Below are 13490 nucleotides of genomic sequence, written 5' to 3'. Positions count from 1 at the left end.
TAGGACACCCATCTATCTAATCGGTGATTAGATAGAGATAAGCGATGGATCTCATCTGCTGAACAGTGAAAGGTATTTTTTACTTTTTCTCGTTCTTTAATAAATTGGTTTTAGCAGTAACAAATAAGTACTCAATATACTTTCGATTCTTATCCTTAAACACCACTTTCTCGGAATCACTTACACTTAAAAACGTATAATTGTAGTGGTTTAATGACACCGGACACTTAAATAAGAGATAATTAGATTAACTTATTGAGGTGTACCGATGAGCAAGAATAGGTCAAGACGACAGTTTGATCAAAGCTTTAAAGAAGATGCGGTAGCTCTGGTTACTGAGCAGGGATATTCGGTGTCAAAAGCAGCTGAATCGTTAGGAATTACGACGAATATGCTATATCGCTGGAAAGAAAAGCTAGAATCAGATGCAGGCGAAAGCTCTATTTCGGAAGATGAAAGAGCCGAACTATTACGTCTTCGAAAAGAAAATAAAGAATTGCGTATGGAAAAAGAGATTTTAAAAAAAGCCAGCCAATACTTTGCAAAAGAAATGAAGTGAAGTATGAGTTTATTGAGTCAGAAGCCTGTCACTATCCTGTCAGAATGCTCTGTCGCTTGCTAAACGTCAGTAAATCAGCATTTTATGACTGGAAGCATCGAGAAAAGCCCGTATTTGATGTGGATGAATGGCGTATCAAGAATCGAATGAAACGCTTATTTGAGCAGAGTAGGCAGAGTCTTGGGCGTCGAGAAATGACAAAAAAACTTCGCCAGGAAGGTTTTGAAATTGGCGAATGGCGAGTCAGTCGATTAATGAAAGAACTGTCTCTATTTGTGACGCAAAGATTGGCTTATAAGGTAACAACGAAAAGAAAACACAGCGATTCGGTTGCTGATAACTTGCTTAATCAAAACTTCAATCCAGTTGCTCCGAACGAAGTTTGGGCCGGTGATGTGACATATTTGAAGACTGGTGAAGGCTGGATGTACTTGGCGGTTGTCATGGATTTATATTCCAGACGAATTGTCGGCTGGCATATTGATAAACGCATGACGACTGACTTGGTGAGCAAGGCGTTAATGAAAGCCTATAACTTGAGGCAGCCGAGTAAAGGCTGCGTATTTCATAGTGACCGCGGCTCTCAATATACCAGCAATCACTATCGAAAATTGCTGGCCAGTTACAATATGAGGGGCTAGCATGGGTGACGTTGGCGCATGTTGGGACAATGCTGTGGTTGAGCGATTCTTTGGTAGTTTAAAGCACGACTGGATTTTAAAAGTCCATCAACCAACCAGAGAACACATGAAAAAAGATGTCGCAGCTTACATGAAGTATTACAACCTCGAAAGGCTGCATTCTAGTAACGGTGATTTATCGCCAATTAACTATGAAAACTCTCTAAAGAAAGTGTCCGGTTGGACTTGACCAGTACAAATTCTCACTTTCCAAGCCTAGGAGTAAAGTCACTCCATTGACTGAAAACTCATCAATTTTTTTAACACCCTCCAACATCTGCTCACAAATCTTACAGCTTTTACCCACTGAAACAACACCTTCTCCAAAGGGGTAATAGTCATCATTCTCACAGTAGAACTTAGAATCAGCATAAACATTAGGAATAAAGAAAACAAAATCTAGACCATCTGATAGAGCTCTAAAGTTTGGATTATGCCTATCTAATATCGGCAACACTCCATAGGACACTACAAACATTCGTTGATGCTTAATGGCCATTTCAACTTCCTTTATTTGCACTACCTCAGAAGTACAGCCTAAAGCGCTATCAGAACCGAAAAAGGCTAGAAATAAAGCAAGTATCTCCGACCAATTCTTATATTTCACTATATAACCTCAACAAATCAATCATGTGTTACAATGATAGAACTACCTTCGATCATGGTACTTCAATGGAAGAGCCATCTATCATACCGTTTTTATTGCATTCTTAATTATAAATTAACACATCCTAACTATTTAATAATTAGAAAAGAAAGAAGTTCTAATAATAACGCTATCATTTCAAATAGTTTTAAGCGGTCGACATCTTGCGTTATTTGCTAACTAACTTATTGCTTAGATCTTATTTTAAGAAATTTTATGACTTCAGCTGGAAATCTACCTTCAAAAGAGCATTGACCAGTAAACTTAATTTTATAATTTACATCTTTTCTTAAAGTAACCATAGTAGTCTCTATTAAATCAGCAATATCGATAAGATAGTCTTTGTTTTGTGATTTTACCTGCTCTTGCCACAGGTTGAATTTTTCTTTAGCCCCTTCTGTAACGACCTTAATTCCTGAAGGCTTTGTTTCGCGGTAATACGTTGGAGTAAACAGCTCTCGATTAACTTTAGATTTAAGCTTAAGAGCTTCGACTACAATTTTTATTAGGACACCCACTGTTTTAACCAAAATCATCGCAAAATCATGATTGAATCGCAAGCAACATCTCATTAGGGTGAAAGGCCGACATTAACGATAAGGATATCGCTTATGACGCAACCTCGAAAAACACTCATTGATTTAAACCAAACCAGCTATTACCACTGTATTGCTCGATGCGTAAGGCGCGCCTTCTTGTGTGGCGAAGATTCCTTTTCAGGCAAGAACTACGAACATCGTAAAGATTGGGTAGTTGAACGATTATCATTGCTGGCTGATACCTTTGCCATTGATGTAGCCAGCTATGCGATCATGTCGAATCACTATCATCTGGTTCTACGAGTTGATATTGAAAAAGCTGAGCAGTGGTCTGAAGCAAACGTCATCCGCCGTTGGAAACGATTGTACAAAATCCCGTTGATTGTGAACCGATACTTAAAAGGCAATGCCTCCCCGGCTCTTACTCAAATGGCTCAAGAGCTCATCACCAAGTGGCGACAACGGCTCACCGATATCTCTTGGTTTATGCGCTGTTTGAACGAGTATTTAGCGCGAAAAGCCAATTTAGAAGACCAATGCACGGGACGATTCTGGGAAGGACGCTTTAAGTCACAAGCGTTACTCGATGAAGCAGCCGTGGTGACCGCCATGGCTTATGTCGACTTAAATCCTATCAGAGCCAATCTAGCCAGTACACCTGAAGACTCGGATTACACCTCAGTAAAACAAAGAATTCGAAATGAAGATAAGGACTCGAGTTCGCGCAACGTAAAACTGATGAAGCTGACTCAATCAAGCAATAAGACACACCGACATGGATTTAACGTAACTGAAGCCGATTATTTAGAGCTGGTTGATTACAGCGGACGCGCTATTCGATGTGATAAACGTGGATACATTCCGAATGGCCTCCCACCGATACTTGAAAGACTCAACCTAGAGCCAGATGGATTTCTCGAGTTAATGCAACGCGACGATAACATCGCAGGTCTCAGAGCCGTCGGCTCACCCTCTGCATTGACTCATTTGTTGGATAGTTTAGACCAACGCTTCATTAAAGGTGTTGGAATTAACAATAGACTTTATTCAAGTTAAACCTGTAGCTTGAAAAAGTCGCTAGACAAAGCGGCTTGATATCCCTATGTCTCACGACATATTTATCGCCTTCCAAATTAAACTATAACCTAACCCTGCAATTTTATGTAATAGAAAAAAGAGAACCGCGTAGTGAAGCCAGTTCTCTTCTTCGAGAGTGATGGATGTCCTAGTTAATTCGTAGAAAAATCGAACCGATCTGTTGAAACGATTCTCTATTGAGAGAGATGGATGTCCTAGTTAATCATTGAGAGAGATGGATGGACCCTGTAAATTATTCTGTGTAACTGCCAGTTCAAACATAGTCATCTAAGCGGCCATCAAATACAATCATAAAATGATTTAAGGCCGCTTTCCAATTTCTAATAGGCATAGTCCATTTTTTCGAAGCGTCCATAATCGCTAGATAAACCACTTTTTTGGCGGAGTCATCTGATGGAAAGAGCTTTCGCTTCTTAATCGACTTTCGAATCACACTGTTGAGCGACTCAATGGCATTGGTCGTATAAATGGCTTTGCGTATTTCAGGCGGATAATTAAATAACGTATTTAGATTGTGCCAATGAGTTTTCCAGGAGCGACTGATTTGCGGATACTTATCGTCCCAACGCTCAGAGAATTGCTCTAACGCAAGCAGCGCATCTTCTTCAGTGGCTGACTGATAAATGCGCTTTAAATCCGCTGTCACGGCCTTGTAGTCTTTCCAGGGAACATAGCGAACGGAGTTTCGAATCATGTGCACTATACAAAGCTGTACTTGCGTTTCGGGATAAGCCGAGTTGATGGCGTCAGGAAACCCTTTTAAACCGTCAACACAAGCAATGAGAATATCTTTAACTCCTCGATTTTGAAGTTCAGTTAAAACGTTGAGCCAGAATTTAGCCCCCTCGTTTTCTGATAACCACAAGCCTAAAAGCTCTTTGTGGCCTTCCATAGTGACGCCTAGCGCCAAGTAAACGCACTTGTTGATGACTTGTTTATCTTGCCGAATTTTTAGCACGATACAGTCCAGATAAACGATGGGGTAAATTGAATCTAGTGGGCGTGACTGCCATTCAATGACTTGCTCAATAACTGCATTGGTGACTTTTGAAATCAATGTGGGCGAGACGTCGGCATCATACATGTCTTTGAACGTGGCTACGATTTCTCGAGTCGTCATCCCTTTGGCGTAAAGGCTCAGGATTTTCTCGTCCATCGTAGTGAAGCGAGTTTGCTGCTTCTTGACTAACTGGGGTTCGAATGTGCCTTGCCGGTCTCGTGGCGTTTCAATTGAGAGTGGGCCATCTTCGGTAAGAAGCGTTTTCGGTGTATAGCCGTTCCGATAATTATCAGAATCTGACTGAGCGTGTCTTTCATAGCCCAAATGCTCATCAAGCTCTGCATTCAAAGCGGTTTCGACAGTGACCTTCGTCAGCATCTGACGAAAGTCATTTAACTCTTCTTCAGTCTTTATGCCTTTGGCTGCTTTACGAGCCCAGGCTTCAACCTCTTTCTTGTCCATAGGTCTATCATCTCCTATTCAATAGGTTAATAATAGACAGTTACACAGAGTTATTTACAGTCTCGATGGATGTCCTAGTTAATCAACTATCCGTTATGTGAACTAATCTCCTCTAGCTCATCCAGTAATTTTTTAAACTCCTCAGCTTTTAATTCATATTTATTTGCGATATCAATTAAGGCTACTAATGTAGCCTTTTTCATAATGCGTTTAAGCTTAGATTTATTTGCACCCGATAACTCATTTGTATCAAGCTCAATTGAAACAGGTAAATCACCATGCTTCTTATTAATCTTTTGGTACTTTGGCTTATCGGCACTTACCAATCCATATCTTAAGATCAATCCAATCCAAATAAATGGAGCGCCTATAAGAAAGCCTGAATTAATGATAAGTAACTCAAGTTCATCTCGTATTTCTTTCATTACTTGCATTGCAAACCTATTAGGTCTCTCTTTTGTTAGAGAAACGCCACCTAAAACGAGTTTTTTATTATGTGCCATACCTAATCCTACTTTTTCTTACCACGTAAGTGCTCTCTATTACCAGGAAGGGTGTCCTTACCATACATTCGTCTAAATCGATCTCTTAATCTATCCTGATATTCAACAGCAGCCTTTTTATTTGGAAATGTTTTTAGTATTTTAGATTCGTAGATTTCACCAGTTTCACGCTGGAGCTTTCTCACCTGTTGCTCAGCTCTTATTGAAGCGCCATCTCTTTTTCTAAGCCCTTGAGCACTCTCACCAATTTTGTACGTTCCATCTGAGCCTTTTATTCTGTATACGTGAACATCACCAACATAGTCTAATGAATTCTTATGAACTTCTGTGTTTGTAACTACCCCCCTCCTTTTGGAGATCTTATCGAACTGTTTAATGCTTTTAAACTATACGCCCCCCACTTAACGCCTTGAAAAACCCCTGTTAATTCTAGTACGGGGAAAACAGGATCAATAGCTCCGCTTCTTTCTGCATGAGATTGATAATACTTAAATTTTCCATTTTCATCAAAAAAAGTAATTCCCTTGTCATCTACATATTGCCCGTTCCAACTGTTGGCATACATATATTGATACTGCGCTGTGATTTTCTCTCCGATGCTCATCGGCGGTAAAGTTAAACCATAAAACCCTTCAGTTCCACCTGACTCCTGTCGACCTCCGGTAACAGTATAATTTCCTTTATGCCTATATTGCTCAATTTCTGACAAAACAATTTCATTCGGACTACCGATATCCTCTATCGACAACTTGCTATCTGTAGTTGTTTTATCTCCATCATTTTCATCACCATTATTCAATGAAAAATTTTTCTGCCACCATTCTTTGGTATACGGAACATAGCCAAGTGGATCATCAAATATTTTGCACTGTGGCGTACCCGGTTCACACGCCAAATATCCACTCGGATCCGTTCCCGCTAATGGATTATTCATAATATACGAATACGGATTCATACTCTGAGAGTTACCCGGATCTTGAACAAATGGGTCTACTGAGAGGAACCTTCCCAGATTGTAATCATACGCTCGCCCGTTCATGTGGATTAGCTGACTATCATCTAAGTGCTCGTGATCGGTAAAACCACGTTTGTACAGGTCACTACCGATGATGGCATTAGGACTGCGCGTCAAATTACCTTCACGTGGTTTACCAAAGGGGTCAAAACTTCTGAACTGAATATTGCTTCCAGTTTCATCACTAATAGCCACGGTAGAACCTAATCGGTCTTTGTGGAAGAAGCCAATTTTAAACTCAGTCGTGCCATTCTCAATGATTTCGGTTTGCATCGCGATATCGTCGATAAACACTTTTTTCTCGGTGCGGTTTGAAGTAATCACTTCTTCATAAACCTTACCGACATAAAGCGTAGTCTCTACTTCACCGGAGGTTGTTTTAACCTGTTTGAAACGCATTTGATCAGCGCCATAGAAAAACGCTGTGGTTGACGCGCCTGTGGTATTTTGATCAAGCGGGCTTAACTTATGACCACCCGAAACGGTAATTAAAGTTGGTTTGTTAAACGCGTTATAATCGATATGACGTAATTGCGCTCCGTTTAACTTATCATTTTCTAAATTGCCGTTTAAGTCATATTCGTAGGTACGAGTACCCGCTGAATTGGCTAATGTCACACTCAATACTGCATTTGGCCCAGCATTCCCCTCACTACGAGATCCATTACCATAACTCATTCCATTGACGGTACTAAAATCAGATTTAGTTTTCAGGTTTCCGACCTTATCGTAGTCATAATCAATAGATTGTCGGGGAATGCCATCAACTATCAGTGCAGAACTTTTTAAACGGTGCAATGCATCGTTATCATACTCTTCAACGCTAATCGAAGTAGAGGTACCTAAAAAGTTACTGACTTGGAACTTAGTTAGATCTCCTTAATTATTATAGTCATAGTCGAATGCTTGATAATCGCTGTTGCCATCACCACTACTCAACTTACTCGCTAACATCTGGCCACTTGCTTCATAATAACTGCGCTCAACTTTTAAGTTGTCTCCAGCCATTTTTGCAGAACTCCATTGCCCCCAAGCATCCATAGAAGTAATTTCTTGGTAAACATAATCATTGGCGGCGTTCTTAACTTTAGTCAAATAACCCAAGTCGTTATATCGATATTCAACCGTTAGCCCATTCGGATAGGTTATCCCTTTCGTTCTGCCAAAGTAACTATCGATGTGAGTGATTGTGGAGTATGTTTGGCCGTCTATATTTTGGCTACTGCTAGTCGCTCGACAAAGCTCATCGTAACCAACGGTCTTTGAATGATTATTTTCAAGCTGCTCTTCTTTGAAAAGCAAGCCAATACATTGTCCACCAGTATTTCCTTTCGGTGCAATATCGTAGACAAAACTAGCCTGTGGATTAGTCAATTCTCCTACATAACGATGCGTCAAACGGCCTAGCCTGTCATACTCGAACGTCGTCGTTATACCTTTGGCATCGGTTTCACTATGAACTTCTCCGAACCCTGTATAAGTAAAAGTCTTTGAGCCCATATTGGGATCATCCACTCGTTTTTTCTGGCCAAGCGCATTGTATTCCGCAGTAATTGAGTGACCATTTGCATCTTGCATAATGATGGGATTACCCATGCCATCATAAGCATAACGTGTATACCGCTCTTTACAGGACACCCATCTACCATATCGCTTTTTATTGCCTTCTTAGTTAAACTCTAACATGTTCTAGCTATATTATTTAACCGATATAAAAAGAGAACCGTTCAGTTAAAACGATTCTCTATTGAGAGAGATGGGTGTCCTCGTTTATCTTCTTGAAAAAGGTCGCAAAACGAAGCGACTTAGTATTCTTATGTCTTACGATATCTTTATCTCTTTCCTAGCTAAACTCTAACCTGTTCCTGCTATTTTATTTAACCGACAGGAAAAGAGAACCGCGCTATGTAGTCGGCTCTCTTTTTTAAAGTGATGGGTATCATAGTTAATCACTCCTCAGTGAAACGATTCTCTATTGAGAGAGATGGGTGTCCTAGTTAATCATTGAGGACCAATGTACTGGACGATTCTGGGAAGGACGCTTTAAGTCACAAGCGTTACTCGATGAAGCAGCCGTGGTGACCGCTATGGCTTATGTCGACTTAAATCCTATCCGAGCCAATCTAGCCAGTACACCTGAAGACTCGGATTACACCTCAGTAAAACAAAGAGTTAAAAATATGAATAAGGACTCGAGTTCGCGCAACGTAAAACTGATGAAGCTGACTCAATCAAGCAATAAGAACCACCGACATGGGTTTAACGTAACTGAAGCCGAGTATTTAGAGCTGGTTGATTACAGCGGACGCGCTATTAGATGTGAAAAACGTGGATACATTCCGAATGACCTCCCACCGATACTTGAAAGACTCAACCTAGAGCCTGATGGATTCCTTGAGTTAATGCAACGAGACGACAACATTGCAGGTCTAAGAGCCGTCGGCTCCCCCTCTGCGTTGACTCATTTGTTGGATAGTTTAGACCAACGATTCATTAAAGGCATTGGCATTAGCAATAGACTTTATTCGAGTTAAATTTGGATTTTAAAAAGGTCGCTAGACGAAGCGGCTTAGCACTCCTATGTCTCACGACTTTTTCATCGCCTTCTTAGTTAAACTGTACCCTATCCCTGCTATTTTATTTAATAGATAGAAAAGAGAACCGCTATGATAATACAGTTCTCGTTCCCGAGAGTAATGGATGTCCTAGTTAATCGCGATATTTTTATCGCCATCTCAATTAAACTCTAAACTGTCCCTGCAATTTTATTTAACCGATAGGAAAAGAGAACCGCTCCGATAAAACGATTCTCGATTAAAAGCGATGGATGTCCTAGTAAATCCGTCGTTCATGCTAGGATCATCTTCCACAATCAAGGCTTCATCTTTAGGAGCTTTAACACTACTATACCTCTTCTTCAAACGAAGATCTTTTACGATTCCTTTAGAACTAAAGTTAACCTCTATATTTTCTTCAGTTAGATAATAAGCATCCCATTGACGCTTAACACCATTCGAGTAATGCGTTAACTGTAGTGGTTTAATGACACCGGACACTTAAATAAGAGATAATTAGATTAACTTATTGAGGTGTACCGATGAGCAAGAATAGGTCAAGACGACAGTTTGATCAAAGCTTTAAAGAAGATGCGGTAGCTCTGGTTACTGAGCAGGGATATTCGGTGTCAAAAGCAGCTGAATCGTTAGGAATTACGACGAATATGCTATATCGCTGGAAAGAAAAGCTAGAATCAGATGCAGGCGAAAGCTCTATTTCGGAAGATGAAAGAGCCGAACTATTACGTCTTCGAAAAGAAAATAAAGAATTGCGTATGGAAAAAGAGATTTTAAAAAAAGCCAGCCAATACTTTGCAAAAGAAATGAAGTGAAGTATGAGTTTATTGAGTCAGAAGCCTGTCACTATCCTGTCAGAATGCTCTGTCGCTTGCTAAACGTCAGTAAATCAGCATTTTATGACTGGAAGCATCGAGAAAAGCCCGTATTTGATGTGGATGAATGGCGTATCAAGAATCGAATGAAACGCTTATTTGAGCAGAGTAGGCAGAGTCTTGGGCGTCGAGAAATGACAAAAAAACTTCGCCAGGAAGGTTTTGAAATTGGCGAATGGCGAGTCAGTCGATTAATGAAAGAACTGTCTCTATTTGTGACGCAAAGATTGGCTTATAAGGTAACAACGAAAAGAAAACACAGCGATTCGGTTGCTGATAACTTGCTTAATCAAAACTTCAATCCAGTTGCTCCGAACGAAGTTTGGGCCGGTGATGTGACATATTTGAAGACTGGTGAAGGCTGGATGTACTTGGCGGTTGTCATGGATTTATATTCCAGACGAATTGTCGGCTGGCATATTGATAAACGCATGACGACTGACTTGGTGAGCAAGGCGTTAATGAAAGCCTATAACTTGAGGCAGCCGAGTAAAGGCTGCGTATTTCATAGTGACCGCGGCTCTCAATATACCAGCAATCACTATCGAAAATTGCTGGCCAGTTACAATATGAGGGGCTAGCATGGGTGACGTTGGCGCATGTTGGGACAATGCTGTGGTTGAGCGATTCTTTGGTAGTTTAAAGCACGACTGGATTTTAAAAGTCCATCAACCAACCAGAGAACACATGAAAAAAGATGTCGCAGCTTACATGAAGTGAATTAGTCTCGACTTAATCTGACACATCAACTTGAAAAAGTGAGAGTTACCCGTTTTGATTAAAGGTGTCGAATCTTTAAATCAGAACGTTATAGAGGTAACTCTCATGCTACATACTAACAACCCAATCATAAAACACAAAGCTGGTTTACTTAACTTAGCAGAAGAACTCGGGAACGTATCGAAAGCCTGTAAGGTAATGGGCGTATCACGAGATACATTTTATCGCTATCAAGAACTGGTCGAAGAAGGCGGTATCGATGCCCTTATCAGCAAGAGCCGTCGCAACCCAAATGTTAAAAATCGCGTTGATGAAGCCACAGAAACAGCGGTTATCAATTATGCCATTGAGTTTCCGGCACACGGCCAACACCGAACCAGTAACGAGTTGCGAAAGAAAGGAGTCTTTGTATCAGGGAGCGGTGTCCGGTCGATATGGCTCAGGCATGACCTAGAAAACTTTAAGAAGCGCTTGAAGGCACTGGAAGATAAGGTTGCTAAAGAGGGCATCATACTGACCGATAGCCAAATAGCTGCACTTGAGAAGAAGAAAAATGATGATGAAGCCTGTGGTGAGATTGAAACAGCTCACCCTGGCTACTTAGGCTCACAAGATACCTTTTATGTCGGTAACCTAAAGGGCGTTGGACGAATTTACCAACAAACCTTCATCGACACTTACAGCAAAGTTGCCTTTGCCAAACTCTACACCACAAAAACACCTATTACCGCAGCCGACATACTTAATGACAAAGTGCTACCTTACTTCCAGCAACATGAGTTACCCATGTTGCGAGTATTAACGGATCGCGGCACTGAGTATTGTGGAAAAGTTGAACATCACGACTATCAGCTGTATTTAGCAATCAATGACATCGAGCATACAAAGACTAAAGCAATGTCACCGCAAACCAATGGTATCTGCGAACGATTCCATAAAACGATATTGAACGAGTTCTACCAGGTTACATTTCGGAAGAAATTATACAGTTCACTGGATGAGCTTCAAAAGGATCTGGACGAATGGATAGTTTACTACAATAATGAACGCACCCATCAAGGAAAAATGTGTTGTGGACGAACGCCCAATGAAACATTAATTGATGGTAAGAGAATTTGGGCTGACAAAAATCTAGCTCAAATCTAAACTGACAGACACCAATTGAAAAACGGGTAACTGTCAGATTAAGTCTGAGCTAGTACACATGAAGTATTACAACCTCGAAAGGCTGCATTCTAGTAACGGTGATTTATCGCCAATTAACTATGAAAACTCTCTAAAGAAAGTGTCCGGTTGGACTTGACCAGAACAAACTTCACTGCTTTAGGATAAGCTTCTCTTAGTTCTTCTAACGTTGTGCCAACACCAATGCCTTGCTCAGTAACTAAATCTGGATTACGTATAATTACTTCTAACACTTTATCATTTTCAGTTCTCAAAGTAAGATATTCGTGTCTTGAATCAATAGCCAACCAGTATTTTTCTCCTCGATTTAAGTCAGCAAATTCGCCACTTCTATCTAAAATAGATATAAAAGCCAAGCTATCGTATAGAGACAAAACGTCTTCCCCTAAAATTTCCTGTTGAATTGATTTTTCATTACATTCCACAGCTACTGCACTTATGCAATAGAACAATGCTACTGATAACGTAATTAATAAGTTGTTTAACATGAGTCGCCTCCCCATTCACTAAAACAGCCGCCTTTATATTTTACTCCGTTATGACTTCTTTTGTTATCTCCGTGAGCCGAGCTCTTCTTTGGATAACCCGCCACCCCACTTTTACAGGACACCCATCTATCATATCGATTTTTATTGCCTTCTTAGTTAAATTCTAACCTGTTCCTGCTATTTTAGTTAACCGATAGGAATAGAGAACCGCGCTATGTAGTTGGCTCTCCTTCTTAAAGTGATGGGTGTCCTAGTAAATCCAAAAGTAATGGATGTCCCTGTTTAATTCCTTGAGAGTGATGGGTGTCCTAGTTAATCTTTTATTTGCGATGAGCTCTCCATGTACGCCTCTATTTGGTTGATGGTTTGAACTTAATGGAAAAGCCTTTTTTGTTTAGCCTTAAACCCTCAAAGCGAAAGCGGTGGGTGTCCTCGATAATCTGTAATGATAATACAGTTCTCCTTCCCAAGAGTGATGGGTGTCCTAATAAATCGCACTAGATAATCTAGATAATCCTCATGGGTGTCCTAGATAATCCCTCTAGTTAATCCCTGTCTGGAACTATCTAAAACTATATTTACGCTCCAATTCATCCATATGTTCATAGATATCAGAAAACTTAATTTCGTTAAAAACATCATTTTCTAATAACTCTAGTCTCTTGCGCTCTATTACTTCGTAAGAAATAAAATAATCCCCATCCATATCCTCAATATCGAGTTCATCTAAAGCTAGCCGAGAAGATTTAAGCTTACAAAAAGAAAGTATATTTTTTTTGTCATTCGAACTTACCTTATCAGAAGCAAGTAGATAGTCGAAAAAATCCAACCTTAAATATTTCACCAGAAAATAAATATCCGTAAAGAAACCATCATTATTTTCATCAAGAGGGTTAGCAGCTCTATTGGAACACTCAAGAATACTAATCCAATCATCTGAGCTCAAATTATTCAACAAGTCTTCAGAAGAAAGTAGTAACTCACTTGTAAACTTACATGAACAATTCTCCATCAAAAATGCAAATAGCTCTTTGGCATTATATTTTTTGATTTCACCACGGAATTGTTCAATAAATTTTATGCCAGCTAAACTAGAGGTTCCGTAGCCATCATGTATTTTTCTTACTAAATCAATCATCAGCATCGC

The 13490-nt window shown here is 40.1% G+C and carries 11 protein-coding genes and 2 pseudogenes; 5 read left to right on the top strand and 8 right to left on the bottom strand.

What is annotated here, in order from left to right; genetic code table 11:
* The first annotated feature begins 268 nt into the window (after positions 1-268).
* Positions 269-1429: pseudogene (locus tag Q9312_RS00970) on the top strand (IS3 family transposase).
* On the opposite strand, the gene Q9312_RS00965 reads toward Q9312_RS00970, so the two are convergent.
* Positions 1403-1846: a hypothetical protein gene (locus Q9312_RS00965; protein ID WP_309202656.1), complete on the bottom strand. Its 444-nt coding sequence runs from the start codon at positions 1844-1846 to the stop codon at positions 1403-1405. The pseudogene Q9312_RS00970 and the gene Q9312_RS00965 overlap by 27 nt on opposite strands.
* 224 nt (positions 1847-2070) lie before the next feature.
* A complete protein-coding gene (locus Q9312_RS00960) occupies positions 2071-2445 on the bottom strand; it encodes a hypothetical protein (protein ID WP_309202655.1) in 375 nt (124 codons plus the stop codon).
* Positions 2446-2496: 51 nt separating this feature from the next.
* Between Q9312_RS00960 and Q9312_RS00955 the strand changes: the two genes are divergently transcribed.
* Entirely contained in the window at positions 2497-3480 is a 984-nt protein-coding gene (locus tag Q9312_RS00955; RefSeq protein ID WP_309202654.1) for a transcription factor IIS helical bundle-like domain-containing protein, read from the top strand.
* Positions 3481-3775: 295 nt separating this feature from the next.
* Here Q9312_RS00955 and Q9312_RS00950 read toward each other — a convergent pair whose 3' ends face one another.
* The 4 genes from Q9312_RS00950 to Q9312_RS00935 form a co-directional block, all read right to left on the bottom strand.
* Positions 3776-4984, bottom strand: coding sequence for an IS256 family transposase (locus tag Q9312_RS00950; protein ID WP_309201191.1), 1209 nt, complete (start codon positions 4982-4984; stop codon positions 3776-3778).
* Between the two features lie 86 nt (positions 4985-5070).
* A complete protein-coding gene (locus tag Q9312_RS00945) occupies positions 5071-5487 on the bottom strand; it encodes an Imm44 family immunity protein (protein WP_309202653.1) in 417 nt (138 codons plus the stop codon).
* A 337-nt stretch (positions 5488-5824) separates the two neighbouring features.
* Positions 5825-7300, bottom strand: a complete 1476-nt coding sequence (locus Q9312_RS00940) for an RHS repeat domain-containing protein (protein ID WP_309202652.1) — start codon at positions 7298-7300, stop codon at positions 5825-5827.
* Between the two features lie 81 nt (positions 7301-7381).
* Positions 7382-8140 (bottom strand): hypothetical protein, encoded by a 759-nt coding sequence (locus tag Q9312_RS00935; protein ID WP_309202651.1) that lies wholly within the window; start codon positions 8138-8140, stop codon positions 7382-7384.
* A gap of 449 nt (positions 8141-8589) precedes the next feature.
* On the opposite strand from Q9312_RS00935, the gene Q9312_RS00930 reads away from it, so the two are divergent.
* From Q9312_RS00930 to Q9312_RS00920, 3 genes and pseudogenes are all read left to right on the top strand, one after another.
* Positions 8590-9036: a hypothetical protein gene (locus Q9312_RS00930; RefSeq protein ID WP_309202650.1), complete on the top strand. Its 447-nt coding sequence runs from the start codon at positions 8590-8592 to the stop codon at positions 9034-9036.
* 563 nt (positions 9037-9599) lie between these two features.
* Positions 9600-10667: pseudogene (locus tag Q9312_RS00925) on the top strand (IS3 family transposase); the annotation flags it as partial.
* Between the two features lie 108 nt (positions 10668-10775).
* Complete coding sequence (locus tag Q9312_RS00920) at positions 10776-11816, top strand: IS481 family transposase (RefSeq protein WP_309201277.1); 1041 nt, start codon at positions 10776-10778, stop codon at positions 11814-11816.
* Between the two features lie 113 nt (positions 11817-11929).
* Here Q9312_RS00920 and Q9312_RS00915 read toward each other — a convergent pair whose 3' ends face one another.
* Positions 11930-12343: a hypothetical protein gene (locus Q9312_RS00915; protein ID WP_309202649.1), complete on the bottom strand. Its 414-nt coding sequence runs from the start codon at positions 12341-12343 to the stop codon at positions 11930-11932.
* A 562-nt stretch (positions 12344-12905) separates the two neighbouring features.
* Positions 12906-13481, bottom strand: coding sequence for a hypothetical protein (locus tag Q9312_RS00910; RefSeq protein ID WP_309202648.1), 576 nt, complete (start codon positions 13479-13481; stop codon positions 12906-12908).
* Positions 13482-13490 lie beyond the last annotated feature (9 nt).

The sequence above is a fragment of the Pleionea litopenaei genome (genome assembly GCF_031198435.1).
GTDB lineage: Bacteria > Pseudomonadota > Gammaproteobacteria > Enterobacterales > Kangiellaceae > Pleionea > Pleionea litopenaei.
The sequence above is the reverse complement of the archived record's forward strand: the minus strand, read 5'-3'. Positions and strand labels throughout refer to the sequence as shown.